Origin of the sequence: Leucobacter sp. cx-42 (genome assembly GCF_014529985.1) — a bacterium.
In the GTDB taxonomy this organism is placed as follows: Bacteria; Actinomycetota; Actinomycetes; order Actinomycetales; family Microbacteriaceae; genus Leucobacter.
The window spans coordinates 112765-137827 of sequence record NZ_JACVMU010000006.1 but is presented as its reverse complement, the minus strand read 5'-3'; the positions used below and the strand labels follow the sequence as shown (position 1 = coordinate 137827).

The 25063-nt window shown below is 61.7% G+C and carries 26 protein-coding genes and 1 tRNA gene; 14 read left to right on the top strand and 13 right to left on the bottom strand.

Going from position 1 to position 25063, the window contains the following annotated elements; genetic code table 11:
• Window positions 1–81 precede the first annotated feature (81 nt).
• A complete protein-coding gene (locus ICM05_RS06655; protein ID WP_188023802.1) occupies window positions 82–1554 on the bottom strand; it encodes a helix-turn-helix domain-containing protein in 1473 nt (490 codons plus the stop codon).
• Between the two features lie 130 nt (window positions 1555–1684).
• On the opposite strand from ICM05_RS06655, the gene ICM05_RS06650 reads away from it, so the two are divergent.
• The gene (locus tag ICM05_RS06650; RefSeq protein WP_188023801.1) at window positions 1685–3514 is read left to right on the top strand and encodes a phosphoenolpyruvate carboxykinase (GTP); all 1830 of its coding nucleotides are present in this window, start codon (window positions 1685–1687) and stop codon (window positions 3512–3514) included.
• A gap of 106 nt (window positions 3515–3620) precedes the next feature.
• Here ICM05_RS06650 and ICM05_RS06645 read toward each other — a convergent pair whose 3' ends face one another.
• The 4 genes from ICM05_RS06645 to ICM05_RS06630 form a co-directional block, all read right to left on the bottom strand.
• Window positions 3621–4007, bottom strand: a complete 387-nt coding sequence (locus ICM05_RS06645) for a hypothetical protein (protein ID WP_188023800.1) — start codon at window positions 4005–4007, stop codon at window positions 3621–3623.
• Between the two features lie 21 nt (window positions 4008–4028).
• A complete protein-coding gene (locus ICM05_RS06640) occupies window positions 4029–4370 on the bottom strand; it encodes a hypothetical protein (protein ID WP_188023799.1) in 342 nt (113 codons plus the stop codon).
• 79 nt (window positions 4371–4449) lie between these two features.
• Window positions 4450–4893, bottom strand: coding sequence for a hypothetical protein (locus ICM05_RS06635; RefSeq protein ID WP_188023798.1), 444 nt, complete (start codon window positions 4891–4893; stop codon window positions 4450–4452).
• Between the two features lie 110 nt (window positions 4894–5003).
• Window positions 5004–5077, bottom strand: a tRNA-Leu gene (locus ICM05_RS06630).
• 66 nt (window positions 5078–5143) lie between these two features.
• Here ICM05_RS06630 and ICM05_RS06625 point away from each other — a divergent pair.
• The 5 genes from ICM05_RS06625 (at window position 5144) to ICM05_RS06605 (ending at window position 9949) form a co-directional block, all read left to right on the top strand.
• Window positions 5144–5293: a hypothetical protein gene (locus tag ICM05_RS06625; protein ID WP_188023797.1), complete on the top strand. Its 150-nt coding sequence runs from the start codon at window positions 5144–5146 to the stop codon at window positions 5291–5293.
• Between the two features lie 78 nt (window positions 5294–5371).
• Entirely contained in the window at window positions 5372–5941 is a 570-nt protein-coding gene (locus ICM05_RS06620; protein WP_251364547.1) for a LemA family protein, read from the top strand.
• Between the two features lie 34 nt (window positions 5942–5975).
• Window positions 5976–6848 carry a M48 family metalloprotease gene (locus ICM05_RS06615; RefSeq protein WP_188023796.1) on the top strand — a complete coding sequence of 291 codons (873 nt, stop codon included), beginning with the start codon at window positions 5976–5978 and terminating at the stop codon, window positions 6846–6848.
• An 80-nt stretch (window positions 6849–6928) separates the two neighbouring features.
• The gene (locus ICM05_RS06610; protein ID WP_188023969.1) at window positions 6929–8386 is read left to right on the top strand and encodes an MFS transporter; all 1458 of its coding nucleotides are present in this window, start codon (window positions 6929–6931) and stop codon (window positions 8384–8386) included.
• Window positions 8387–8536: 150 nt separating this feature from the next.
• The gene (locus ICM05_RS06605) at window positions 8537–9949 is read left to right on the top strand and encodes an aspartate ammonia-lyase (RefSeq protein ID WP_188023795.1); all 1413 of its coding nucleotides are present in this window, start codon (window positions 8537–8539) and stop codon (window positions 9947–9949) included.
• A gap of 335 nt (window positions 9950–10284) precedes the next feature.
• Here ICM05_RS06605 and ICM05_RS06600 read toward each other — a convergent pair whose 3' ends face one another.
• Window positions 10285–11154: a fumarylacetoacetate hydrolase family protein gene (locus ICM05_RS06600; protein ID WP_188023794.1), complete on the bottom strand. Its 870-nt coding sequence runs from the start codon at window positions 11152–11154 to the stop codon at window positions 10285–10287.
• A 130-nt stretch (window positions 11155–11284) separates the two neighbouring features.
• Between ICM05_RS06600 and ICM05_RS06595 the strand changes: the two genes are divergently transcribed.
• From ICM05_RS06595 to ICM05_RS06585, 3 genes are all read left to right on the top strand, one after another.
• The gene (locus ICM05_RS06595) at window positions 11285–11653 is read left to right on the top strand and encodes an FKBP-type peptidyl-prolyl cis-trans isomerase (RefSeq protein ID WP_188023793.1); all 369 of its coding nucleotides are present in this window, start codon (window positions 11285–11287) and stop codon (window positions 11651–11653) included.
• 205 nt (window positions 11654–11858) lie between these two features.
• Entirely contained in the window at window positions 11859–13310 is a 1452-nt protein-coding gene (locus ICM05_RS06590) for an NCS2 family permease (RefSeq protein WP_188023792.1), read from the top strand.
• Window positions 13311–13675: 365 nt separating this feature from the next.
• The gene (locus ICM05_RS06585; RefSeq protein ID WP_188023791.1) at window positions 13676–14572 is read left to right on the top strand and encodes a hypothetical protein; all 897 of its coding nucleotides are present in this window, start codon (window positions 13676–13678) and stop codon (window positions 14570–14572) included.
• A 15-nt stretch (window positions 14573–14587) separates the two neighbouring features.
• On the opposite strand, the gene ICM05_RS06580 is transcribed toward ICM05_RS06585, so the two are convergent.
• From ICM05_RS06580 to ICM05_RS06565, 4 genes are read right to left on the bottom strand one after another with little or no spacing between them, the layout of a single operon-like run.
• Window positions 14588–15100, bottom strand: a complete 513-nt coding sequence (locus ICM05_RS06580) for a MogA/MoaB family molybdenum cofactor biosynthesis protein (RefSeq protein WP_188023790.1) — start codon at window positions 15098–15100, stop codon at window positions 14588–14590.
• The gene (gene moaC, locus ICM05_RS06575) at window positions 15097–15582 is read right to left on the bottom strand and encodes a cyclic pyranopterin monophosphate synthase MoaC (protein WP_188023789.1); all 486 of its coding nucleotides are present in this window, start codon (window positions 15580–15582) and stop codon (window positions 15097–15099) included. The genes ICM05_RS06580 and moaC overlap by 4 nt, the downstream gene beginning before the upstream one ends.
• Window positions 15575–16891 (bottom strand): gephyrin-like molybdotransferase Glp, encoded by a 1317-nt coding sequence (gene glp / locus ICM05_RS06570; RefSeq protein WP_188023788.1) that lies wholly within the window; start codon window positions 16889–16891, stop codon window positions 15575–15577. The genes moaC and glp overlap by 8 nt, the downstream gene beginning before the upstream one ends.
• 2 nt (window positions 16892–16893) lie before the next feature.
• The gene (locus ICM05_RS06565; protein ID WP_188023787.1) at window positions 16894–17175 is read right to left on the bottom strand and encodes a MoaD/ThiS family protein; all 282 of its coding nucleotides are present in this window, start codon (window positions 17173–17175) and stop codon (window positions 16894–16896) included.
• Between the two features lie 97 nt (window positions 17176–17272).
• Here ICM05_RS06565 and ICM05_RS06560 point away from each other — a divergent pair, with 97 nt between their 5' ends.
• Together ICM05_RS06560 and ICM05_RS06555 are read left to right on the top strand one after the other, a co-directional pair.
• Window positions 17273–18478 carry a ThiF family adenylyltransferase gene (locus ICM05_RS06560; protein WP_188023786.1) on the top strand — a complete coding sequence of 402 codons (1206 nt, stop codon included), beginning with the start codon at window positions 17273–17275 and terminating at the stop codon, window positions 18476–18478.
• Window position 18479: 1 nt separating this feature from the next.
• Window positions 18480–18911, top strand: a complete 432-nt coding sequence (locus ICM05_RS06555; RefSeq protein WP_188023785.1) for a molybdenum cofactor biosynthesis protein MoaE — start codon at window positions 18480–18482, stop codon at window positions 18909–18911.
• Window positions 18912–18956: 45 nt separating this feature from the next.
• On the opposite strand, the gene moaA is transcribed toward ICM05_RS06555, so the two are convergent.
• The 3 genes from moaA to modA are packed head-to-tail and all read right to left on the bottom strand — an operon-like array spanning window position 18957 to window position 21663.
• On the bottom strand, window positions 18957–20012 hold the full coding sequence (moaA, locus tag ICM05_RS06550) for a GTP 3',8-cyclase MoaA (RefSeq protein WP_353055837.1): 1056 nt from the start codon (window positions 20010–20012) through the stop codon (window positions 18957–18959).
• Window positions 20009–20827: an ABC transporter permease gene (locus ICM05_RS06545; RefSeq protein WP_353055836.1), complete on the bottom strand. Its 819-nt coding sequence runs from the start codon at window positions 20825–20827 to the stop codon at window positions 20009–20011. Before ICM05_RS06545 ends, moaA begins: the two co-directional genes overlap by 4 nt.
• On the bottom strand, window positions 20824–21663 hold the full coding sequence (modA, locus tag ICM05_RS06540; RefSeq protein ID WP_188023784.1) for a molybdate ABC transporter substrate-binding protein: 840 nt from the start codon (window positions 21661–21663) through the stop codon (window positions 20824–20826). Before modA ends, ICM05_RS06545 begins: the two co-directional genes overlap by 4 nt.
• Before the next feature lie 136 nt (window positions 21664–21799).
• Here modA and ICM05_RS06535 point away from each other — a divergent pair, with 136 nt between their 5' ends.
• The 3 genes from ICM05_RS06535 (at window position 21800) to ICM05_RS06525 (ending at window position 25059) form a co-directional block, all read left to right on the top strand.
• On the top strand, window positions 21800–22093 hold the full coding sequence (locus ICM05_RS06535; RefSeq protein ID WP_188023783.1) for an FmdB family zinc ribbon protein: 294 nt from the start codon (window positions 21800–21802) through the stop codon (window positions 22091–22093).
• Between the two features lie 76 nt (window positions 22094–22169).
• Entirely contained in the window at window positions 22170–23420 is a 1251-nt protein-coding gene (gene fmdA / locus ICM05_RS06530; RefSeq protein WP_188023782.1) for a formamidase, read from the top strand.
• Window positions 23421–23571: 151 nt separating this feature from the next.
• Window positions 23572–25059 (top strand): polysaccharide pyruvyl transferase family protein, encoded by a 1488-nt coding sequence (locus ICM05_RS06525; RefSeq protein ID WP_188023781.1) that lies wholly within the window; start codon window positions 23572–23574, stop codon window positions 25057–25059.
• Window positions 25060–25063 lie beyond the last annotated feature (4 nt).

Here is a 25063-nt window from a genome sequence, read left to right as displayed (position 1 = left end):
AAGGAGGGGTATTGCCGGGCTGAGTTTTTGCCTCAGACTGGTGGCATTTCTGTGAGTGGCGGATCCGCCCCACAGCAATACCTATCCGTCAGAGGGCGAGTGACGCGAGAGGAACTCGAACATCGCAGTGTCGTCGACGCCGGGGAAGGTGCCGGTCGGAAGCGGCGAGAGCACGTGAGCGTGCATGCGGGCGCTGGGCCACGCCTTGCCTTCCCAGCGTGCACGGAGGTCAGTCGGTGCGGTGCGGCAGCATGCAGGATCCGGGCAGGTGGAAACCTCGCGCATGCTCGTATCGCGGCCGCGGAACCAACGGGAATCATCGAACGATACGCCACAAGCGATCGCGAAGTTTCCGGCGTCGGCCTGACCCGTCTGCACGCTCGTCCAGTACGTCCCGTTCGGGGTGTCCGTGTACTGGTAGAACTCGCTCGTGCGGTCGGTGCGGTTGAACGCAGTGCGGCCTCCCCACTTTGCGCAGAGCAGTTCGCCTTCGATGGAGCCGTCCTCGTCGGTGGGGAAGGGGAGGCCGTCGTTCGCGTATCCGCGCTGAAGGGCGCCCACGGCATCGGTGCGATAGTGATGCACCCGGAGGTCGAGGTGACGGGTGGCGAGGTTCGAGAAGCGGTGGGCCGCTGCCTCGTGCGTGACGCCAAATGCGTCGCGAAAATCCTCGATCGCGAGGTTGCGGTTTCGTTTCGCGTGCTGCAGGAACTCCACCGCGCGTGCCTCCGGGATCAAACACGCTGACGCGAAGTAGTTGATCTGCAGCCGCTGCTGCAGGAACTCCGCATAGCTCGCGGGCTTGCCGTGGCCGAGCACGCGGTGGCCCATTGCCTGCAGCGCGAGCGAGCGCAGGCCGTGCCCGCCAGGAATTGAAGCTGGCGGAAGATAGATGCGACCGTTCTCGAGGTCCGTCATACTGCGGGTGTTCTCAGGCAGGTCATCAACAAAGATGAGCGTGAACCCAAGAAGCTCACCGAGCATGGCAACCTCGCGGTGGGTCACGGCGCCATTTCCGTGGCCGATTCGACGCATCAGGTCAGAGGCAAGCAGTTCAACATCGGGCAAATAGTTGTTGCGTTCCTGCATCTGGGTGCGGATCACGGTGTTTGCGCGACGTGCCTCCTCAGAAGTTGAGGCCGCAGCGCGGCTGCGACGTGCGAGCTCTTGGTGCATGCCGACGAGGGTGGCAAGCGTCTCGTCACTCAAGCTGCGTGGTGCACGAACGTGGGGGAGGCCAAGCCGCTGGTACGACGGCGTTGATTGTGCGCGCTCCAATTCAATCTCAAGTCGGCTGCGCTCGTCCGGGGCCTCACGAGACAGCAAATCGCCTGGCTCAATCTTGAGTTCGCGTGCAAGAGCCTGAATCAATACAAGTTTGGGTTCCCGGCGACCGTTTTCGATGTGAGAAATCTGGCTCGCGACGACGCCAACGCGTTCGCCCAATTGTTCAAGCGTGAGGCCAGCATGCGTACGATAGTGCCGAAGTCGCTTGCCGAGGATCATTCGGTCCATATCCGCGCCAGAAAGTGTCGGAGTATCCTGAGGTGCCATGAAATTGACTCTACGTCAAAAAAGCTGAATTTTTACAGCCGATTTGGAAAATGGAGGGTGAACTTGTGGGGGAAGATGGTTGTACACGCCTGAATAAGGTGCGGTTTCACTCCAAGGAGATACATAACTCATGGGTAATGACCTGAACTACGCAGCGCTCGTACGTGCAGAAGCGAAGACCGGCAATGAAGAGGTACTGAGCTGGGTGACAGAAGTCGCCGAGCTTACTCAGCCAGATGCTGTGCTGTGGTGCGATGGTTCGCAGGACGAATGGAACCGCATCACCTCGGAAATGGTCGAGGCTGGCACGCTCATCGCGCTGAACAAGGACATCCGTCCCGGAAGCTTCCTTGCACGTTCGAACCCGAACGATGTCGCTCGCGTTGAGGATCGCACCTTCATCTGCTCGGAGAACGAAGCAGATGCAGGCCCCACGAACAACTGGGCTGCTCCCGATGCTATGAAGGCGGAGCTCATGCCCCTCTTCGAAGGCTCGATGCGCGGCCGCACCATGTACGTTGTGCCGTTCTCGATGGGCCCCGTTGGCGGCGCAATCACGCAGCTGGGTATCGAGATCACCGATTCGCCCTACGCTGTGCTGAACATGCGCATCATGACCCGCATGGGTCAGGCTGCGCTTGACGGCATCACCCCGGGTTCGGAGTGGGTCCGTACCGTTCACTCGGTAGGTGCACCGCTCGTTGACGGCGCTGAAGACGTCGCATGGCCCAGCAACGACACGAAGTACATCACGCACTTCCCTGAAACCCTCGAGGTGTGGTCGTACGGTTCGGGCTACGGCGGAAACGCGCTGCTCTCGAAGAAGTGCTTCGCGCTCCGTATCGCATCGGTCATGGGCAAGAACGAGGGCTGGCTCGCAGAGCACATGCTGCTCCTGAAGCTCACCAACACCGAGACCGACAAGGCATACCACCTGTCTGCGGCATTCCCCTCGGCCTGTGGCAAGACGAACCTCGCAATGCTCCAGCCCACGATTCCGGGCTGGAAGGTCGAGACCATCGGTGACGATATTGCATGGCTTCGCCCCGGCAAGGACGGTCGTCTCTACGCGATCAACCCTGAGGCTGGCTTCTTCGGTGTTGCTCCCGGCACCGGTGAGTCGACCAACCCTGTTGCAATGGAGACCCTCTGGGGACACACCATCTACACCAACGTTGCGCTCACCGACGACGGTGACGTGTGGTGGGAGGGCAAGACCGACGAGGTCCCCGATCACCTCATCGACTGGCTCGGCAACGACTGGACTCCCGACTCGGGCCGTGTAGCCGCACACCCGAACTCGCGCTTCACCGTGCCCATCCAGCAGACCCCGACGCTCGCTCAGGACTGGTACGAGCAGGACGGCGTTCCGCTCGACGCGATCCTCTTCGGTGGCCGTCGCGCGACCAACGTTCCCCTCGTTGCGCAGTCGCTCTCGTGGGAGCACGGCGTATTCGTCGGCGCAACTATCTCGTCTGAGAAGACCGCTGCTCAGGAAGGCACCGTTGGCGAGCTTCGCCGCGATCCCTTCGCAATGCTTCCCTTCTGTGGCTACAACATGGCTGACTACTGGGGCCACTGGCTCGAGATGGGCGAGATCCTTGGCGAGAACGCTCCGAAGATCTTCCAGGTCAACTGGTTCCGCAAGGGTGACGATGGTCGCTTCCTGTGGCCTGGCTTCGGTGACAACTCGCGTGTGATCGACTGGATCATTCGCCGCGTTGAGGGTGAGCATACCGGCCGTAAGACCGCAATCGGTACCGTCCCTGCAGAAGGCGAGCTCAACCTTGACGGCATCGAGGTGCCCGAGGCTGACCTCGAGGAGCTGTTCGCAATCGATCCCAAGTCGTGGCTCGCAGAGGCAGACCTGACCGAAGAGTTCTTCGCTCAGTTCGGCGATCGCGTTCCCGCAGCGCTGAACGACCAGCTCAACGGTCTGCGTGACCGCCTGAGCAACTAAGTCTCAGTACAACGAAGGAGGCCCCCACCGGCTGGTGGGGGCCTCCTTCGTTTATGTCATGTGCCGTACTGGGTTATGGCTGCCAGTGAGCGTTACATCGTGAGTATTACATCGTGAGCGCGATCATCGCGAAGATGGCGAAGGCGATGGCAATGCAGGGGATCGCAGCGGTTGCTATCGAGAGGCCAAGTCCAACGCGTGCGGGGCGCGGATTCGTCGTGGCTTTCAGCGCCTTGCTCGCTACGACGATGCCGATGATGCCAGCGGCCAGTGCTGCGAACGGCATGATGAAGACCAGGCCACTCACGACGATTCCGATGCCCGGAATGAAGGGTGACACCATCGCGGAAACGGTTGCGCAGAACGCGATGAGGCCAAAGCGGAATGCGACGACCTCGGGTGCCTTGCGCTGTGGCGCAGGCTTGTCGGCCTGTGCGAGTGGTGCGCTTGTGGCGACTGTCGCGGGGCTCGGGGTGAAGTGCGTTTCGTTCATGCCCCAATCATTACCCGGAGACTAGCCGAGCGGGGGTACTTGGCTGGTTTCCGCCACCGGGGTGACAACGGTAGCTGCTGTCGCTGCCAGCGAGCCGGCCTGCTGCGCAGGGCCAGCAGAAGGCATTGCACCAGGGGTCGCTGTCGCTGTTGTAGTGGGAAAACGGCCTGTTGTCGTTGCGGGTGAGCTGTTTGCTGCCTGTTTCCTGGAGTTATGGGCTTCCATCGCCTGCTCGTAGCTGTGCTTGCGCAGCGCTGACAGGACTGCGCCGCGGATGATTGCCCAGAGAATCCAAAGGCTGATGATAATTCCAGCGAGCCAAAATGCGTAGGTGCCAATGAGCAAAAGCGTGACTTCGTTCATAGTCGAAGAATAGCGCTTGGCTAGCCAGTATGAGTCTGCCCCAACCGGTGCTCAACACGTACGGTGCTGTGTGCCGTCGCTAGATCTGCACGCCCGTGTCTTGAAAGAAATAGATCACCATTGAAGAGTAGCTTCCCAGCAGCGTCCAGCTGAGCGGTAAGGTCAACATCGCAAAGCCAATCGTGAGGCCTGGCCAGAGCAATCGGTCACCTGCTTTTAGTGCGAGTAGGGCGAGCACGATTGCTGCGATGCTGAGGATCACGCTGAGTACCGGGAAAGCGATCAAGAAGAGGACGAACTCCAGGTCGCCGAGTTCGCTTGGGCTAAAGACCTTGAGCAGCCAAACAACCACCGCCCCGACCGCAAAGATGAACGCCAGGCCGCCTGCGACGACAGCAAAGGCCTCCAGCGGGTGCGAAATCGGACCTGTTTTCTTGATGCTCGACGATGCGGCGGACAACGGAGCGTCAAGAGGCGGTGCTGCAAATCTCGCTGGCAGGGTCGGTGGCATGGCGTCGGTCATGCATTGAGCTTCCATGATCCGCGCCCATCGTGGGGGAGAACGACGTGAAAGGTACGAAACGTGCGGAGAACTGACACTGCGCAGAGCTTTGCGCGCGGGAAAAAGAAAAGTCCCCCAACTGGGATTCGAACCCAGACTTTGCTGATTTTAAGTCAGCTGCCTCTGCCAGTTGGGCTATTGGGGGAGCGCGAGCAACCGCTCGCAACCACCAAAGCATAGTCCTTTCAGAGCCGAGGTGTACTGTGGCTGCGTGGCGTTTGCGAAGATGATTCTGATTGTTGCCCTGCTGATCGCGGCTGGCCTTGGGTTGTTTTTGCGGATCCGCGCCGCGCTCAGGGAACGCGCCCGCGTCCGAGCGGCGTTCCAAGCCGAACTCGAGCGTGATCTGCGCGACCTCTAGGGAGTGATTTTCAACGGCTGTCTGAATATCGCCAAAATGACACAGCGGATTCATGGTCTCGGTGGATAGACTGGCCGCATGAACGGCGGAATGATTGCACTCCTTATCGCAGTGGGCCTCGTGGTGGTCCTTGGCATTTACGTATGGGCGACCTACAACTCGCTCGTCACGCTCAAGGTTCGCGTTGACGAGGCCTGGAGCGATATCACGGTGCAGCTCAAGCGTCGTGCTGACCTGATCCCCTCACTGGTTGAGTCGGTGAAGGGCTATGCCGCTCATGAGGAAGGCGTCTTCGCCGCCGTGACCAAGGCGCGTGCTGAGACGATTTCGGCGCAGGGTCCCGCTGAGGCTTCGGTTGCTGAAGGCCACATGCAGAACGCTCTGAAGAGCATCTTCGCGGTCGCAGAGGCATACCCGCAGCTGCAGGCGAGCCAGAACTTCCTCCAGCTGCAGTCGGAGCTTGTCGACACCGAGAACAAGATTCAGGCTTCGCGCCGCTTCTACAACGGTGGCGTACGCGAGTACAACACCAAGATCCAGGTGTTCCCGAACAACGTCTTCGCAGGCGGTATGGGCTTCAAGCAGCGCGAGTTCTTCGAAGTAGAAGACGTTGCTGCGATTTCGGAGCCCCCGCGCATCCAGTTCTAATCTCCGCACTCTGAAGAGCTAAGAGGGCACCCGCGTGTATAGCGCAATTCGAAAGAACAAGATCAACAGTGTGCTCATCATTCTGTTGTTTTTGGCAGTAATTGGCGGCCTAGGTTGGCTCGCCTCCTACATCTACAACTCGTGGACGATCGTCATCTGGGTGATGGTCTTTGCGTGCGGCTTCGCGCTGTTCCAGTACTTTGCGGCCGGCAAGCAAGCGATCATGATGAGTGGTGCTCAGCGCATCACACAGGCCGATAACCCTCGGCTCTACCGGATCGTTGAGAACCTCGCGATCACCACTGGCACTCCAATGCCTGAGGTGTACATCGTGCATGATCCGGCGCCGAACGCGTTTGCGACCGGTCGTGATCCCAACCACGCGATGGTGGCCGCGACGACTGGCCTGCTCGACATGATGACGGACTCCGAGCTCGAAGGCGTCATGGCGCACGAGCTCGGACATGTCCGCAACTATGACATTCGTGTGTCAATGATCGTGTACGGCCTGGTCGTTGCTGTCGGCATGATCAGTGACATGCTCGTTCGCATGGTGTTCTTCAGCCGGAACAATAACAACAACAATCCGGTCGTGATGATTTTTGGGCTGCTGGCGATGCTGGTTGCTCCGCTCGTGGCGAGCATGGTGCAGCTCGCGGTCTCTCGCCAGCGCGAGTACCTTGCAGACGCGACGGGCGCACTGACGACTCGCCACCCGGAGGCACTCGCGAGTGCACTCCACAAGCTGTCGACCTATGGTCAGCCGATGCAGAAGCAGAATTCGAGCATGGCGCATTTGTGGATCGCGGATCCGCTGAAGCCGGGACTCACGCAGCGACTCTTCGCGACGCACCCACCGATTCCCGACCGCATTCGCCGTCTGCTCGACATGGGGGACAAGTTCTAATCCTTCGTCAGGTCTAGAAACCAGGCACGTCGCGGGCGTAAGGTGGTGGGCAACCGAAGGAGCCCAGCGACGTGTCAACGATGTTCAGATCACTTTCGATTCGGAACTATCGGATCTGGTTCATCGGGGCACTCGTCTCGAACATCGGTGCGTGGATGCAGGCAACCGCCCAGAACTGGGTGGTCCTCACCGAGCTCACCGACAACGACGCAACGGCCGTCGGTATTACGATGGCGCTCCAGTTCGGGCCGCAGCTCCTGCTGGTCCCTCTGAGCGGGGCAGTGGCGGATCGCTTCGACCGACGAAAAGTGCTCTTTGTGACACAGTCGCTCTTGATGCTGCTTGCTTGTGCCCTCGGCCTGTTGCTCGTGCTCGGTACGGCCGAACTCTGGCACCTGTACCTTTTCGCGCTCGGGCTCGGAATCGTCAACGCATTCGACACTCCTTCGCGTCAGGCTTTCGTCTCAAACCTCGTCGATCAGTCCGAGCTGTCCAATGCGGTCGCGCTGAACTCGGCCTCCTTCAATTCGGCCCGACTTGTGGGCCCAGCGGTCGCTGGCCTGCTCATCGCCGGCGTTGGCTCAGGCTGGGTATTCATCATCAACTCGGCATCGTTCGTTGCGATGTTGATCGCGCTTGCCGCGATCCGCGTCCCCGCCATTTCGCAGGCGACCGTCAAGGCACAACGGGGCGAGGGAAACCAGCTCATTGCCGGCTTCAAATACGTGTGGATGCGGCGCGACCTGCTCGTGATTTTCATCATCGTGTTCCTGGTCGGGGCGTTCGCGATGAACTTCCCCGTGTATTCCTCAACGATGGCCGTGGAATTCGGCCGCGGCGCAGGCGAGTACGGTGTGCTCTCGTCTGTGCTCGCGATCGGGTCGCTGTCTGGCGCACTGCTCGTTGCGCGGCGTCCTGAGGCTCGTATGCGCGTTGTGGTGCTCTCAGCAGGCGGTCTCGGCCTCGCTGCCCTCATCGCCGCGCTCATGCCCACATTTTGGACGTTCGCCCTCTCGCTCGTGCTCCTCGGCTACTGCACATCAACCCTTCTCTCGACCGCAAACGGTTTCGTGCAGACGACGACCGACCCTGCCGTGCGCGGCAGAGTGCTCTCCCTCTACTTCGCTGTGCTCATGGGCGGTACCCCGCTCGGTGCGCCGGTCGCGGGAGCCGTCGCCGACCGTTTCGGGCCACGCTGGGCGCTCGGCGTCGCTGCGCTCGCGGGATTGCTCGCATGTCTCATCGGAGTCGGCTGGTGGTTCATCGGTCGTGGGTTGCGCGTGCGGGTGCGGATCGGATCCGCGCCCCACCTCGTGGTCACGCACGCGGGCCGACCCGCCACAGCGGAACCGAGCGCGCCACAGGATGAAACGCTCACCGCACCGCTCGAAGTGCTTCGGCGTCATCCACTTCCGGTTGGTGACGTGAGTTCGGTTCCGGAGAACGGGCCGCTTGCCGACGGTCTGACCGGGCCAATTCCGCTTCCGAAATTGCCAGAATCTGACATTGAAGATCCTGGCGCGCCCGGTAAAAAATAGAGACATTCGTGAATAAAGCTGAGGTTCCTGCGACTCGCAGATGATTCCTTGGATTTATGACTGCTTTTTACGGTGACGGGAGTAAGGTTATGCGTGGTACTTCGGCGGGTCTCCGCCGTCTGATTCTTCGAATACACCGGAGCGATACAAGTGAGCGATTTCCTCGCATCTGAGACGCGTACCGAGACCGATTCTCTCGGCAGCGTCGAAATTCCCGCACAGGCCTACTGGGGCGTGCATACCGCGCGTGCAAACGAGAACTTCCCGATTGCTCGTCGACCGATCTCGGTTTACCCCGACTTCGTTCGTGCGTTCGCTTGCGTCAAGCAGGCAGCTGCTCGTGCGAACAACGAGATTGGCGCACTGGATGACGAGCGCACGAAGCTCATCGACCAGGCGTGTGAAGAGATCAAGAGCGGCATGTTCCACGACCAGTTCGTCGTGGGCGTCGTTCAGGGTGGCGCTGGCACCTCGACGAACATGAACGCGAACGAGGTTATTACCAACCGCGCGCTCGAGCTCGCAGGCCACGTAAAGGGTGACTACTCGTTCATTAACCCGAACGATCACACCAACCACAGCCAGTCGACCAACGACACCTACCCGACCGCAATCAAGATTGCGCTCGCGTTCTCGCTGACGTCGCTGCTTGACGAGCTCACGCTCCTCGCAGACTCGTTCCAGAACAAGGGTCGCGAGTTCTCGCACATCGTCAAGGTTGGCCGCACCCAGCTGCAGGACGCAGTCCCCATGACCCTCGGCCAGGAATTCAACGCCTTTGGTGTGACCCTGCGCGAGGACGTTGACCGCCTGAAGGAAGCAGTTTCGCTCCTCCGCGAGGTCAACATGGGCGCTACCGCTATCGGCACCGGCATCAACGCTCCCGTTGGCTACAAGGAATCGGTCATCAAGCACCTCGGTGAGATCACCGGTCTTGACCTGGTAACCGCAGGCGACCTCATCGAGTCGACCAGCGACACCGGCGTATTCATCACCTTCTCGGGCGCGCTCAAGCGCACCGCGATGAAGCTTTCGAAGATCTCGAACGACCTTCGCCTGCTCTCGTCGGGCCCGCAGGCTGGCCTCGGTGAGATCAACCTCCCCGCACGCCAGGCAGGCTCTTCGATCATGCCCGGTAAGGTCAACCCCGTCATCCCCGAGTCGGTCACCCAGGTGGCATACTCGGTCGCTGGCTGTGACGTGACCGTTTCGATGGCAGTTGAGGCTGGCCAGCTCCAGCTCAACGCTTTCGAGCCGATCATCGCTCACTCGCTGTTCCAGTCGATCGTGTGGCTCGAGCGCGCATGCCAGACGCTCCGCGTCAACTGCGTCGACGGCATCACCGCGAACGAGGATCGCCTCGAAGACATCGTTGGCCGTTCGGTCACCGTCATCACGGCACTCGCACCGGTAATCGGTTACGCATCGGCTGCAAAGCTCGCGAAGGAAGCACTCGCAACCAACGCAAAGGTTTCGGACCTCGTACTCGCTGCTGGTCTGCTTGATCAGGAGCAGCTCGACGACCTGCTCCAGCCGGCAAAGCTTGCTGGTCTGTCTGACTAACTCAGGCACGCACATAGCTCAACGCTAGGTGCAAGCCGCGTGTGGGGCCCGGGACGTATGTCCCGGGCCCCACACGCGTTTGAGGGGAGTGCGCGCCGCAGGGGGTTCGTGTGGTGGCCGCCAGGCTCGAGTCGCAGTGTGTGCTGCCGTCTCGCCAGCCCGAACACCCCTCACCAGTCACTGCCATATCCGGACCGGCGCCCCAACTCCGCGCCCGCGCACACGCTCCGCGAAGATGAGAAGTGCAGCCGTTGCCCCGATCCGCCAACGAAAAATGGCCCCCGGCCTGATGCCGAGAGCCATTATCACCGCGGGAATCCCGCGTGGGGCGTGCGTTAGTCTGCTTCGACGCAGTACGAACGAAGCTCGCCGATCTTCTCGATCGTGACCGTCACGGTCGCGCCGGGGGTCAAGTAGAGCGGTGGCTTGCGAGAGCGGCCTGCGCCGCCGGGCGAACCGGTCGAGATGAGGGTGCCAGGCAGCAACGTGAGTTCCTGCGAGAGCGACGCGATCAGCTCAGCAACCGTGCGAATCATGAATCCGGTAGTCGAGTCCTGGACGCGCAGATCGTCGACATCAGTGGTGATGGCGAGTGCCTGGGGATCAGGGATCTCGTCAGCGGTGACGACAACGGGGCCGACCGGAGTGAACGTATCGAACGACTTGCAACGTGCCCACTGGGGCTCCTGGAACTGGATGTTGCGTGCCGTGATGTCATTGACCGCGGTGTAGCCGAAGACGTAGTCGAGCGCCTCTTCTGGGGTGACGTTCTTTGCGGGCTTGCCGATGATGACACCGAGCTCTGCCTCGTAGTCAACCTCTCGGCTGACGTTGAGGGGGAGCTTCACCTCTGCCTCGTGGGCGTTGAGGGAGTTCGGGAAGAGCGAGAACAGCACTGGGCCGGAATCGTTGTCGAGGCTCAGCTCGCTCGCGTGCTCGTCGTAGTTGAGGCCAACCGCGAGAATACTCGGCGGATTGATGGTGCCGGGACCGTATACAGCGTCATCGACTGCGATGCCTGCGTCGTCGGGAGCCTTTGCGATCGCGTCAGCAAGTCGGGCCTGGGCGTCTGCGCCGAGTTCAATGAACTCCTGCAGCGTGTTCGCCTCGAAGCCGAGGTCTGCGACACGTACATAGCGGTCGCCGTGCTGAACAACCAACACGGGCGAAGAGTCTGGGGTCATAGCTATATGCGCGAATCTCACCAACCCAGGGTATCGGACGAATGTGCCGCTTGCTGAATGGCTCGTCGGAAGCCGTCAAACTGATGTGGTTCGAGATTTCCTGTCAGCGAAATCGGTGACAGTTCAGGTCGAATGCAGTAAGAATGGTGGCATGACGAATTCGCTCAACAAGCCTGAAATTGACGCACCTGAGGGTCCGGCTCCCGCAACGCTCGAGATCATTGATCTCGTTGAGGGTGACGGTGCTGAGGCGCTTGCTAGCTCGACCGTCGACGTGCACTACCTTGGCGTCGAATACGACTCGGGCGAAGAGTTTGACTCTTCGTGGGGTCGTGGTGAGTCGATCAACTTCCCGCTGCGCGCGCTCATCCAGGGCTGGCAGGTCGGTATCCCCGGCATGAAGGTCGGCGGTCGCCGTAAGCTCATCGTTCCCCCCGCGCAGGCGTACGGCACCGCAGGTGGCCACCCCCTCGCAGGCAAGACCCTGATCTTCGTGATCGATCTTCTCGGTGTGAGCTAAGCCTCAGCCCGTGGCGCAACGCCCCATTCGTTCTATTCGAGAGCGGATGGGGCGTTTTTGTTATGGCATTGAAATCGGCGAACGATATCAGAGATCGTTGATTCTGAGTTTTACCTGATAACGTGTGTCTGTTAAATAGTTGCGAATTCATATACCGAAGCCGTGACTCATCAGCGTTCTGACCAAGTAACTCAAGGAGTACGCAGTGGCTCAAGCCTCCGCTCAGCAGACTGAACCGAAGGGCGCGCTCGACCGCTTCTTCAAAATTTCCGAGCGTGGATCCACCATCGGCACCGAGGTGCGCGGCGGTCTCGTGACGTTCGTCACGATGGCCTACATCGTGATCCTCAACCCGATCATCCTCTCGGGAAAGCCTGACGTCGCAGGCAACATGCTCGACTTCGGCCAGGTCAGCGCGGTCACCGCACTCACCGCCGGCGTCATGACGATCCTCTTCGGCCTGGTTTCGCGTCTGCCCTTCGGCTTCGCAGCTGGCCTCGGTATTAACGCGTTCCTCGCGTTCTCGGTCGTGCAGGAAGTCACCTGGCCCGAGGCAATGGCAATCGTTGTGATCAACGGTGTGCTCATCGTGCTCCTCGCAGCTACCGGCCTGCGCCGTATGATCTTCGACGCGGTTCCCGTTGAGCTCAAGCTCGCGATCACCGTCGGTATCGGCTTCTTCATCGCGTTCATCGGTTTCGTGAACGCAGGCTTCGTGACCGCAACCGGTCAGAACTCGCCCCCCGTTGGTCTTGGCCAGGGCGGCTCGATCGCTACCATCCCGACGCTTATCTTCGTCATCACCCTCGTGCTCACCGGCGTGCTCGTCGCGGCAAAGGTTAAGGGTGGCCTGCTCATTGGTCTCGTTACCGGCACCATCATCTCGGTCATCGTTGAGGCGATTGCTCACCTCGGCCCGCAGGTTGGCGCTGACGGCGAATTCAACGCTGGCGGCTGGGGCCTCACCGTTCCCGAGCTCGGCTCGGCACCCTTCAGCGTCCCCGACCTGAGCCTCGTCGGCGCAGTGAGCTTCGACTTCAGCAAGGTCGGTACCATCACCGTCATCATGCTGGTCTTCACGCTCCTCTTCACGAACTTCTTCGATGCAATGGGCACCATGACTGGTCTCTCGCGCGAGGCAAACCTCGCTGACGAGAAGGGCAACTTCCCCCGCCTGAAGTCGGCACTCGTTGTCGAGGGCGTTGGCGCTATCGCCGGTGGCCTCACCTCGTCGTCGTCGAACACTGTGTTCGTTGAGTCGGGCGCAGGTATCGGCGAGGGCGCACGTACCGGTTTCGCGAACATCGTGACTGGTCTGCTCTTCTTCGTTGCAATGTTCTTCACGCCGCTTACCGGCATCGTTCCGACCGAGGTCGCTGCTTCGGCACTTGTCATCGTCGGCGCGATGATGATGGCACAGGTCAAGAACATCGATCTCACCGACTTCCGCATCCTGCTCCCGGTCTTCCTGACGGCAGCGGTTATGCCGATGACTTACTCGATCGCGAACGGCATCGGCGCGGGCTTCGTCTCGTACGTACTCGTGAACGCGCTCAGCGGCCGCGCAAAGAAGATCCACTGGCTCCTGTGGATCGTCGCGGTTGGCTTCATGATCTTCTTCGCACGTGCTCCGTTCGAAGCGATGATCGGCCTGTAAGCATTCAGGTGCCCGTTTGGGCGTAGCTGAAGACGGCCCCGGACTCATTGAGTTCGGGGCCGTCTTCGTTTCTGACGGCCGAGTTGTCGACGCTGGTGTGCGGTGACTCGCGCGATTCGTGCGCGGATCATGTCATCTGCGGCGCAGACAGGCACGGAGTGTGATCCGTAATGCAGACCATAACGGCCCGCTCGCACGCGGGAATGTGACCGTCGAGCACGGAAGGGTGTGGATTCTCTACTGCAATTCTGATTGCTGTCTTCTTCCCATGGACTCGCGAAAGTAACTTTTCACCTGTCCACTTTTCTGCATACGGGACGGAAGGCCGTTACACAAAGATGAATACCGAGCTCGAAACAAGCGACGTGTCTGCAACGCAGCACAGTCGACACCGCTTGAACTGGGGTGCACGCACACCGACCCAGACTCCGATCGATTTTCATCGCATGTTTCAGCTGTTCCCGCGCGATGGCGACCCAGGCCGCGTCGCAATCAACGCGCTCCTCTTTGACTCATTCACCATCGCGCAGTTTAAGTGCGGCCCGGTGTCCATGCTGCGTGAGCGGCGCGCGGAGGGGAGTGGGGAGCGTTTCTGGTTGATCCTGTGCACCAAGGGACGACTTGATGTATCGATGGCGGGCAAGCCGCTCGCGGCGTTTAGCGAACAGTTCTTCGTGATTCCTCCCGGGAGTGAACGTCTCACCTTCATGGTGCCCGAGTACTGCGAGGGGATGCTGTTCACATTTCACCGGAGCGAGGTTGAACCACTGCGACCCGAGGCCGCGAAGCTGCGTGAAGAGACGCTCCGGGCGCCGCTTGGACGTGCCTCGTTTGGCTACCTAAAAGGGATTCTCGACAGCGACAGCGGCACGATCGGTGATGACACCACCACGCTGCGCACGCTCGTGCGGGAGGTTGCGCGTGCGATCGTGCGCACCTCAACGGTCGTCGATCCAGCAACGGAATGCCTCTTTGAATCGGCGCAGTGGGTGCTCCAGGCCGAATTTACGAACCCAGAGTTCAACGCTGCGCAGCTGGCCCAACGGCTGGGAGTGTCCCGCAGTACGCTCGATCGTGCGTATTCCGCACGCGGTTGCCGGATCGCGCAAGAGATTCGCCGGGCACGTGCAGAGTACGCGAAATCGCGTCTCGACCAGTACCCCAGCTGGAGTCGCAGCTTGGTCGCACACCTCGCGGGCTTTGGATCAGGGGTATCCCTGCGACGGGCGCTTGAAGAATTTGACCTCAAGCCGTCGCGCTAACCGCCAGGCAGCGGGTTAACGTGCCGAGTGCTGACCGCGTGGGGTGCCTGAGCGTTGCCCGAGCATGTGCTCAAGTACCTCGGCAAGTACCGCGAGACCGTCACGCACGCCGCCAGGCGAACCCGGCAGCGTCATGATGAACGTTTCGCCGGCGAACCCTGCGACCCCGCGGGTGAGCGCAGCATTCGGCGTGACCGCAGCGCCTCGCGCCCGCAGCGACTCAATCAATCCGGGAAGCTGCACCTCGAGCAGCGGCCCAACCTGCTCAGGGGTGTTGTCGGTTGGTGAAATCCCAGTGCCGCCGGTGGTCAGCACGATCGCGACTTCTGAGTCGATTGCTGCGCGGACGGCGGCGCCAACGGGGTCGCCGTCGGCGACGACCGCTGCTGGCGGCGTGCTGAACCCTCGATCACTGAGCCATTGCACGATGCTCGGCCCCGTGCGATCTGCGGCGGTGCCAGCAGCTGCGCTCGTTGAAGACACGATGACGCGTGCCTCGCGCGCTCCCTGCGCAGTCGCGGAGCTCACTCGACCGACCAGTTGCCGCTCTTGCCGCCCGACTTCGAGAGCACGCGGGTACTCGAAATGACTGCCTGATGGTCGACTGCCTTGATCATGTCGTACAGGGTGAGGGCGGCAACGCTTGCGGCGGTGAGTGCTTCCATCTCCACGCCGGTGACGCCGCGAACGGTTGCCGAAGCGATAATCCGCACACTCGTCTCGCGCGGTTCAAAATCGATTGCGAGCTTCGTGATGGGAAGCGGGTGGCAGAGGGGAATGAGCTCCCAGGTGCGCTTAGCGGCCATGATGCCCGCGATCCGTGCGGTGCCAAGTGCCTCTCCCTTGGGGAGATTGCCGGAGACGAGCTGTTCGATGACGTCTGCGCGGGTTTCCAGAATCGCTTCTGCCTGGGCGGTGCGCTTGGTGACTGCCTTCTCGGTGACATCGACCATGTGTGCGCTGCCGTCCTCACGAATATGGGTGAGGTGCTGCTGGGGTTCGTTAGTCATGGAGTCTCCAGATTTCGACGTCGTCGCCGGTCGAGAGCGCAGAGACTCCCACCGGAATGTGAACAAGAACTTCGGCTGCGGCAAGATCGGCGAGCAAATGGGAGCTCGGCGGCGTGACGCGCACCCGGCCATCTGGCAGCAGGCGTCCGCGGCGAAGCTGATGCTTGTGCGCTGGCGAGACCGTATCGTGCGCGAGCTGGCGCACCTCTGTCGCGGCCCGGCCAGGCCGGCCAGCATACTCGCGCAATGCGGGCAGCACGAAGCACTCTGCCGACAGCGCGCAGCTCACCGGGTTCCCCGGGAAGCAGATCGCGGTAATGGTTGCGGTCTCGCCATCGGCGGTCGGCAACGTCAGCTGGCCTGCGCCCTGCGGCCCGCCTGGCTGCATTGCGACACCGGTGAAGGTGACGCCGTAGTCGGCGAACGCATCGCGCACGACTTCGTAGGCACCCGCGCTGATACCACCGGAGGTGAGCAGCAGATCGTTCGCAGCGGCGTTGGCGGCGACCACATCGCGCAGTCGCTCGGCGTCGTCGGGCACACGCTGATGTACGACCTCGGCGCCCGCTTCGCGGAACAGGGCGCTCAGCATCGGGGTGTTTGCATCGAAGATCGCACCGGCGGGCAGTTGCCCCGTTGCGGTTGCGGACACCTCGGCGGCCGCGGCAACCTCATCACCCGTCGAGACAAGGAGCACGCGCGGGCGTTGGCGCACCGCCACCACCTGAACGCCTGCGTTCGCGAGCAGACCGATGACTGGTGGCGTGATCCGCGTCCCTGCAGCGACCAGCTGCTCGCCGAGCGGGAGATCAGACCCCGCGCGCCTGACAAACTGGTTGGCAGGCGGAGCTTCCGCGAACGAGACGGTACCGGTCGCCGCTGGCTGACCGGCGCGCTGCAGCTCGGTGAAGCGTGGCGGTACCGCGGCCTCGATCGGAATGACCGCGTCGGCGCCCATCGGTACCGGTGCCCCGGTCATGACCGGCGCGGCAGTACCTGCGACATGTGTGTGCGGCGGATCGCCAGCAGCCGTCGTCTGACCAATCGTGAGAGTGAACGGTGCTTGGCCGACGAAGTCAGCCGTGCGTACGGCATAACCATCCATTTGCGAGTTGTCGAACGGTGGCAGCGGGATCGTGCTCGTAAGCTGCTCCGCGATCACGCGTCCGTTGAGCGCAGGGTCGAGCACCGACAGCAGCTCCGGCGCAGCGGACGCGCGGGCGGCGAGCACGGGGGACAGCAACGCACGCACGATCTCCGCGTGCTCGGTGAGCGACCGCGGCCCGGCGCAGGTATCAGCAGCGGACATCACTACCCGCCTGCAAACGCGGGAAGTACGTCAACGGTGTGCTGGTCGTTGGGATCGGCGACGACACTGGCATCAATGAGAGCGCCGCCGTCGCGGCGAACCGTGCCGTTCACGAGGAATGATCCGGAGGCGAGCACGCGTGCAATGGCGTCGCCGTAGCGAGTGATGAGATCTGCACGGAGGTCGTCGAGGGACGGGAGCTCACTCGCGAACTCCAAGACCTCTTCATCGCGGCCTGCCGCTTCCGCTGCGGCGGCGAAGTATCTGACGGTGATCTTCGACATGCTGCCATCGTACTGTGCCGACCAAGGCAAACGAGCGCTCGCCGCAGTGCGTGCCGCAGGTGTGAGCAGCAGTGCCGCGCACACCTAAGATGGGGACATGAACACCGCAAGGATCGCGCCGCTCGTTGAGCCGACCCCTGCGCTCACCGATGAGGCGCGAGCACGCGCGCACCGCCAAATCATCCTGCCGGGTTTCAACGAACTCGCTCAGCGGCGCCTTGCAGCGGCGCGGGTGCTCGTGATCGGCGCCGGTGGTTTGGGCAGCGCGGTGGTTCCGTATCTGGCTGGCGCAGGTATTGGGCGGATCGGACTCATCGACGACGACCTCGTCGAGCTGTCGAATTTGCATCGCCAGGTGTCGCACGGCACGGCAGATATCGGCCGTCCGAAGGTGACGTCGCTCGCCGAGACCGTGCGCACGCTCGATCCCGCAATCGTGGTTGACGAACACAACTTGCGCCTCACCGCGGCAAACGCTCTCGAGATCTTTGCCGACTACGATCTCGTGATTGACGGTAGTGACAACTTCGCGACGCGCTATCTCGTGAACGACGCTGCACAGCTCGCGGGCATCCCGCTCGTGTGGGGTGCAATTCTTCAGTATTCCGGGCAAGTGAGTGTCGCGTGGCATGCGCACGGCCCCGGGTACCGAGATTTGTTCCCGGAGCCACCAGGCCCTGACACCGTGCTGAATTGCGCTGAGGGCGGCGTGCTCCCTGGGCTCTGCGGCACGGTGGGCTCATTGCTCGCGACCGAGGCCATGAAGCTCATCGCTGGCATCGGTGATCCGCTCATCGGGCGAGTGCTTACTTACGATGCGCTCAGCGCTCGCACCCGAGAGATCCCGTACGGCCGTGACCCACAAGCCGCAGCGATCAGCGTGCTCGTCGACCTCGACGTCACGTGTGCCGTCACTGCTGCTGGAACGCCCGAGGGCAGCGCACCTGATGACGCATCAATCAGTTCCACCGATCTGGCGCGCCTCCTCACGGACGCTCACGAGCGCGCCAGCATTGACTTCATCGACGTCCGCAGCGCGGCAGAGTATGCGGGCCGCCGGGTCACCGGCGCGCGTCACCACGACGTCGACCTCATCGATGCCGGAGTGCTTCCCACGGCACACAACGGGCGCCGAGCCATCGTCTACTGCGAACGGGATCCCCGCTCGATCCGCGCAGCTGGCGCGCTCGCCGCAGCCGGCTGGGAGAACGTGACCTACCTGCGCGGCGGTATCGACGCCTTCGCGCGATCCGCCCCCGACTGGATCGTGCGCGGATCAGCCACACCCACGAAAGGCTACTGACGTGTCAGCTTCAGAAACTCAGGCAGCGGTCTACGCCCGCGTCACCGAGGATCCGCTTGATGAAGCGGCGATCCGTGCTGCGGTGAACGCGGATGAGTGCGGTGCGCTTGTCATGTTCCACGGCATTGTGCGCGACCACGATGGCGGGAAGGGAGTCGACGCACTCGACTACCAGGCGCACCCTGACGCCGATCGCTTCCTCCGGGAATGCGTTACTGAGGCCTCGGCACGCACCGGCCTGCGGCTCGCAGCAGCGCACCGCGTGGGCCCGCTCCAGATCGGCGATGCGGCGCTCGTTGCTGCGGCATCAGCTCCGCACCGTGCAGAGGCCTTCGCCGCGATCGAAGAGCTCGTCGAACGCATTAAGGCGGAGGTGCCGATTTGGAAGCGCCAGCACTTCGCCGACGGCGTTTCCGAGTGGGTCGGGCTCTAAACCACACCAGCCACTCAATAGCCACGGGCGCCGGGTCACACCGGGCTAGCCCCCGATGTACGACATCTCAATGCGGTCGCGGCTGCCAGAAAGTTCAGCCCGCTGCTCGGAGTAGCGGTCGTCCCGCACCGCCCACAGCTTCGCGAGGGCCGCGACGATGGTCTGGTGATCCGCGCCCCCGCGTACGAGCGCGCGGAGGTCGAATCCGTGATCGGCGAAGAGACAGGTGAAGATCTGGCCGTCTGCCGAGATGCGAGCGCGTGTGCAGGTTCCGCAGAACGCCCCGGTGACGCTCGAGATCACGCCGATCTCACCGGCGCCGTCACGGTACTTCCAGCGCACAGCGGTCTCGCCGGGGCGCTCGGCGCCGATGCGTTCGAGCGGATGCACCGCGTCAATCGCACGCACGACCTCGGACGAGGGCACAACCTCATCGAGTTTCCAGCCGTTGGACGCGCCAACATCCATATATTCGATGAAGCGGAGCGTCTGGCCGGTGCCGCGGAAGCGTTCCGCGAGCGGCACAATCTCCGACTCGTTCACGCCGCGCTTGATGACGGCATTGATCTTGATCGGTCCGAGGCCGGCATCGGCGGCGGCTGCGATGCCGTCAAAGACACGGTCGAGCGGGAACCCGACGTCGTTCATCTCCCGGAACTTCGCATCATCGAGCGAATCCACTGAGACCGTCACACGATCAAGTCCGGCAGCCTTGAGCGCCGCGGCCTTCACTGGCAGCGCGGCACCGTTGGTCGTGAGTGCAAGATCTGGCTTGCGTCCGTCAGGGGTGCGGATCGCGGCAAGCCGCTCAATCAACCCCTCGATGCCGCGCCGCAGCAGCGGCTCGCCACCGGTGATGCGCAGCTTGTCGACGCCGAGTTCGACCGCGGCGCGCGCCACGAGTTCGATCTCCTCGAATGTGAGCAACTCTGAGCGCTCCATGAACTGGTAGTCGCGGCCAAAGATCTCCTTTGGCATGCAGTACACACAGCGGAAGTTGCAGCGATCCGTCACCGAGATGCGCAGGTCACGCAGCCCGCGTCCGCGCGCATCGACCAGGCCGGTTGAGGGCAGCTGTGCGATGCGTCGTTGGGAAGTCACGTTGCCATCCTGTCAGGCGTGGTGCGACCGCGCAGCACGACAAGCGCAATGACCGAGACCGAGACGAGCACGAGTGACAGCGCGAGCGCGATGTCTTGCGTCACACCGGCGCCGTTAAACGCGGTGTAGATCGCGAGTGGCACGGTGCGAGTGGTGCCCTCGGCGTTGCCTGCGAAGAGTGCGGTCGCGCCGAATTCGCCGAGTGCGCGCGTGAACGACATGATCGTGCCAGCAATGAGTCCGGGCGCGATGAGCGGCAGGGTGACATGCCAGAGCACGGCAGTGGGGGAGGCACCGAGCGTAGACGCGGCCTCCTCATAGGCAGGATCGAGCGAGCGCAAAGCTCCCTCCACCGAAATGACCAAGAACGGCAGCGCAACAAACGTCTGCGCAATTACGACCGCGGTCATGGTGAAGGGGATGCGGATCCCCAGCTCCGCCAGCCAGCCGCCGATGAGGCCGTTTCGGCCGAGGAGCGAGAGCAGCGCGAGGCCGCCCACCAGCGGGGGCAGCACAAGCGGGAGCGTGACAATCGCCCGCAGACCGGCGGCAAGCAAACCGGAGGTGCGTGCAAGTACGATCGCGAGCGGGACCCCGAGGACGAGACAGCACACGGTTGCGGCGAGCGCGGTCACGATGGAGATGCGCAGCGCGGAGAGCGTTTCTGGTTGTGCGAGGATCGCGGGCAGCGCTGCCCAGTCGATTCGCGCGAGGAGTGCGATGAAGGGCAGCAGCAGGAGCGCGCCCGCAAGGACCGCCGGCGCGATGATGATCGCGGGCAGGTCCTTGCGGGCGCGGCTGTGCTGGTGGGTCACGCTGCTGGGCCGAACCCGAGCTTTTCGAAGAGCTGCTGCGCTGCGGTGCTGTTCATGAGTTCAGCGAACGCGAGTGCTGCTTCGGGTGATGCGGAGGAGGTGAGCGGCGCAATGAGGTAGCTGCCAGCGGCTTCGTTCGAGCCTGCGATCTCGATGCCGTCGACGCCGCCCTCTGAACGGAGCACGTCGGAACGGTAGATGAGGCCGGCGTCGGCTTCGCCAGCTGCCACCTTCGTGAGGACAGCGGTGACGCTCTGCTCTTCGCTCGCGGGGGTGATTGCGACGCCGTCGCGGTCGAGCAGCTTGTGCGATGCCGCGCCACAGGGCACCTCGGCCGCGCAGAGCACGACGACGGGCGCCTCACCCGAAGCGGTCGGTTTTGCGAGCGATGCGAGGTCGGTGATGCCGAGCGGGTTGCCTGGCGCGACTGCGATTTCGAGGCTGCTGGTTGCGAAGGTGATGGGTTCTGCTGCGTTGAGCTTTTCGTCGGTCACCTTGAGCATGTTTGCTTCGTCTGCCGAGGCGAACACATCAATCGGTGCGCCCTCGAGAATCTGGGTGGCGAGTACCGAGGAGCCATCGAACGAGAGCGTGATCTTCACGTCGGGGTGCTCGGCGGTGAACTGCTCGCTGAGTTCTTCGAACGCCGGCTGCAGTGATGCTGCCGCCGCAACGTTGAGCTCGCCGGTGAGGGAATCTGTCGATTCTGCTGCGGGCTGATCCGCGACCTTTTCGGTGTTTGCGCAGGCGGTGAGCGAGCCGATTGCAACCGCGATGGCAGCGGTAGCGGTGAGCGCGCGGCGGACAGGACGTGAGATGAAACGACGTTGGGTCATGCCTCGCAGTATATCGACGTCCGTCATACCATTGACTATGCTCGCCACCCTCGATAGTTTCGAGGCAGGTGAGAACCTCGGCGAAGGAGCCGGCCCCGCAACAGCGTGACTTGTGGTCACGCAGAAAGGCGTGAGAATGCCGAATTACAGGTTTCGTTGTCAGGCGGGGTGCGAGTTTGATGCCCTCTACGCGATGGCTGAGGTGCCGCGCGAGACGAAGTGCCGTGTGTGCGATGGCACCGCGACCAGACTGGTTTCCGCGCCACACCTCTCCGGTGCTGGAACTGCGGCGTACGGACTCATTGATCGTGCTGCGCAAAGCGCGCACGAGCCCCAGGTGGTGACCGGTCTGCCGACGTCATCTGCGGGCCCGCCGAAGCGTCAGCCGGTGACCCACAACCCGCTGCATGCGAAGTTGCCGCGCCCATAAGGGGTGGCAGCTTCACTCACTGTGACTTCCGCGTGCAACGACGCCCGCGGGGAATTGAAGGAAGAAGGTTAGCGCAATGCCCGAACATGTATTTCAGCTGGACTCCAATAAGAAATTTGTCGACCAGGACAAGCTGGGACACAACCGATGGCACCCCGAGATTCCGCCTGTTGCGACGGTGAAGCCGGGCGACAGCTTCCGTGTTGATTGTCGTGAGTGGTTCGACGGTGCGATCAAGAATGATGACTCTGCGCAGGACATCCTGGATGCACCACTGCTTACCGTGCACACGCTCAGTGGCCCCTTCAAGGTGGAAGGCGCCAAGCCCGGCGATCTGCTCATCGTTGACATCCTCGATGTCGGCCCAATTCCGCAGGAGGAAGGTCCGCTCGCTGGCCAGGGCTGGGGTTACACCGGTATCTTCGCGAAGCGGAACGGTGGCAGCTTCTTGACCGATCAGTTCCCTGACGCGTACAAGGCAGTCTGGGACTTCTCTGGTCAGACTGCGACCTCGCGTCACATCCCCGGTGTCTCGTTCACCGGCATCATCCACCCGGGTCTCATGGGTACCGCGCCCTCGGCGCAGCTGCTCCAGAAGTGGAACAAGCGTGAGGGTGACCTCATTGCGACCGATCCGCTGCGCGTTCCGCCGCTCGCCCTGCCGCCCGAGGCAGAGCACGCGATTCTCGGTGGACTGCCCCGCGACCAGTGGGCACGCGTTGGCTCCGAGGCTGCGCGCACCGCTCCGCCGCGTGAGAACGGTGGCAACCAGGACATCAAGAACCTCAGCAAGGGCGCTCGCGTGTTCTATCCGGTCTTCGTTGACGGCGCGAACTTCTCGGTGGGTGACCTGCACTTCTCGCAGGGCGATGGCGAGATCACCTTCTGTGGCGCGATTGAGATGGGCGGCTTCATTGACCTGCGCGTCGACATCATCCGCGGTGGCATGGAGACCTACGGCGTGAAGGAGAATGCGATCTTCATGCCGGGCAACGTTGAGCCACAGTACAGCGAGTGGCTCGCGTTCTCGGGTACGTCGGTCACCCTCGAAGGTGAGCAGCGCTACCTCGACTCTCACCTCTCTTACCAGCGTGCGTGCCTCCACGCGATCGATTACCTCACCAAGTTCGGCTACAGCCCTGAGCAGGCGTACCTCCTGCTCGGTGCGGCACCGATCGAGGGTCGCCTGTCGGGCGTTGTCGACATCCCGAACTCGTGTTCGACCGTCTATCTGCCCACCGCGATCTTCGACTTCGACATTCGTCCGTCGGCGTCTGGTCCCGTGCAGATCGATCCGGGCATCGGTGCACCGCGCGCGAACGCGTAAAGCCAGAGTTAAATCCAAACCAGGTGTGCCCAGGGTTACGGCCCTGGGCACACCTGTTTACGTTTACATAGTATTGTGAAAAGATTCACAAAGCAGTTTCAGTGTCGGGTGTAGTGCCGGGCGCAGTGTCGGGTGTCTTGGAAAGTGTTTCATGTCAAGAATTCTTATGCGCAGTGGTAAGTCGCCGCTCATACCTCTGACGCCTGAGGCGTCACTTGCCGCTGCCAGGTATGCATCCTTTGGTACTAACTCGGGAAACTTGCTCTTTAGTAACTCAGTTGCGCGCGCGATCTCAGTACCCGGAACTGAAGTCATCTCAGACTCATTTCGCTCGGAACGCGCACCAGATTATGCCGCGCTTGCGGCGCGCATAAACAATGAGTTTGACGGCTTTGTGATTCCATTGGCGAACGCGTTTAGGCGAGACTTCGTCCCCTTCATGAACCGGCTGACAGACTTGATTTCACGTCTCACTATTCCTGTGACGGTAGTAGGTGTTGGAGCGCAGCTGACCGTTGATGGGGACCACTTCGCCAATTCTGGTGATGTTGACGAAGCTACGAAGCGTTTTGTAGGTACAGTACTTGATCGTTCTGCCACTGTAGGTGTGCGGGGCGAACTGACGCTTGAATATCTCAAAAGTCTTGGGTTCAATGATGGAAAAGTGGACGTCATCGGTTGTCCCTCGACCTATGACCTGGGTCGAGACTTCACAATTGAAAAGCCAGAGATCACGCTCGACAGAGATTCACGCGTAGCATTCAACACTTCTCGGGCTGCGAGAGGGGCTGGGGCATTCATTCGCAAGGTCGCAAGTGAATTTCCTCGTTCAGAGTTTGTCGGCCAGCAGCAAGACGAACTCTCAACACTTCTTTGGGGTACCTCGGTTCCCAGTAACGATCCAAACCTCATTACCTCGATTGATCACCCACTGATACGCGAGGATCGTGTTCGATTCTTCGTAGACCCAATTACCTGGACTCAGTACCTCGGAGAGATGGACTTCTCCTTTGGCGCACGCATTCACGGCAACGTGGCCGCGATTATGGGTGGGACACCTGCCTATGTACTTGGCTGGGACTCTCGCACTCTTGAGCTCGCGGATTATCACGGCATCCCGCATCGTTTAGTCAGAGATTTGTCTACGGTTGAGTCTGCGGCGGAGATCTATGAGAATCTCGACTATTCCGAGTTCAATCGCAAGATGCCAGAGAACTTTGATCGATACACCTCATTCCTTGAGAAAAATGAGATTGCGCATATTTATCAACCTGGCAATAGCAATCCTGAGTTTGATGATCAGATGGCGAGCCTGAATTACCCTGGGCCCGTGCATGGGCCGTTTAGTGAGCGATCCACAGAACAGATTTATGATCGCCTCCGATGGCTCCGCCAAGGCGCAGATGCTGAAGACAAGCGACGTAACCAGGGCTACACGGTGCCGTTTATGCCGCCACCTGCAAAGAAGCTGGCGCCCGCGCCGAATCCAGATCTTGAGGCTCAGAAGAGAGCGACTACAGCCCTTCAGAAGGAGCTGAAATCACTGAGGAGTCAGGTGCAAGTGCTTCAAGAAAAGCCGAGTCTTTCCCGTCGGATCCTGAACCGTGTGAAACGAATCTTCAGAACGGGTACGAACTAAGCCC

What these genes read in the sequence shown, in the direction of transcription:
- ICM05_RS06655 (WP_188023802.1), bottom strand. Translation starts at nt 1,554, where the DNA reads ATGGCACCTCAGGATACTCCGACACTTTCTGGCGCGGATATGGACCGA.
- ICM05_RS06650 (WP_188023801.1), top strand. Translation starts at nt 1,685, where the DNA reads ATGGGTAATGACCTGAACTACGCAGCGCTCGTACGTGCAGAAGCGAAG.
- ICM05_RS06645 (WP_188023800.1), bottom strand. Translation starts at nt 4,007, where the DNA reads ATGAACGAAACGCACTTCACCCCGAGCCCCGCGACAGTCGCCACAAGC.
- ICM05_RS06640 (WP_188023799.1), bottom strand. Translation starts at nt 4,370, where the DNA reads ATGAACGAAGTCACGCTTTTGCTCATTGGCACCTACGCATTTTGGCTC.
- ICM05_RS06635 (WP_188023798.1), bottom strand. Translation starts at nt 4,893, where the DNA reads ATGACCGACGCCATGCCACCGACCCTGCCAGCGAGATTTGCAGCACCG.
- ICM05_RS06620 (WP_251364547.1), top strand. Translation starts at nt 5,372, where the DNA reads ATGAACGGCGGAATGATTGCACTCCTTATCGCAGTGGGCCTCGTGGTG.
- ICM05_RS06610 (WP_188023969.1), top strand. Translation starts at nt 6,929, where the DNA reads ATGTTCAGATCACTTTCGATTCGGAACTATCGGATCTGGTTCATCGGG.
- ICM05_RS06595 (WP_188023793.1), top strand. Translation starts at nt 11,285, where the DNA reads ATGACGAATTCGCTCAACAAGCCTGAAATTGACGCACCTGAGGGTCCG.
- moaC (WP_188023789.1), bottom strand. Translation starts at nt 15,582, where the DNA reads ATGACTAACGAACCCCAGCAGCACCTCACCCATATTCGTGAGGACGGC.
- glp (WP_188023788.1), bottom strand. Translation starts at nt 16,891, where the DNA reads ATGTCCGCTGCTGATACCTGCGCCGGGCCGCGGTCGCTCACCGAGCAC.
- ICM05_RS06565 (WP_188023787.1), bottom strand. Translation starts at nt 17,175, where the DNA reads ATGTCGAAGATCACCGTCAGATACTTCGCCGCCGCAGCGGAAGCGGCA.
- ICM05_RS06560 (WP_188023786.1), top strand. Translation starts at nt 17,273, where the DNA reads ATGAACACCGCAAGGATCGCGCCGCTCGTTGAGCCGACCCCTGCGCTC.
- modA (WP_188023784.1), bottom strand. Translation starts at nt 21,663, where the DNA reads ATGACCCAACGTCGTTTCATCTCACGTCCTGTCCGCCGCGCGCTCACC.
- ICM05_RS06535 (WP_188023783.1), top strand. Translation starts at nt 21,800, where the DNA reads ATGCCGAATTACAGGTTTCGTTGTCAGGCGGGGTGCGAGTTTGATGCC.
- fmdA (WP_188023782.1), top strand. Translation starts at nt 22,170, where the DNA reads ATGCCCGAACATGTATTTCAGCTGGACTCCAATAAGAAATTTGTCGAC.
- ICM05_RS06525 (WP_188023781.1), top strand. Translation starts at nt 23,572, where the DNA reads ATGTCAAGAATTCTTATGCGCAGTGGTAAGTCGCCGCTCATACCTCTG.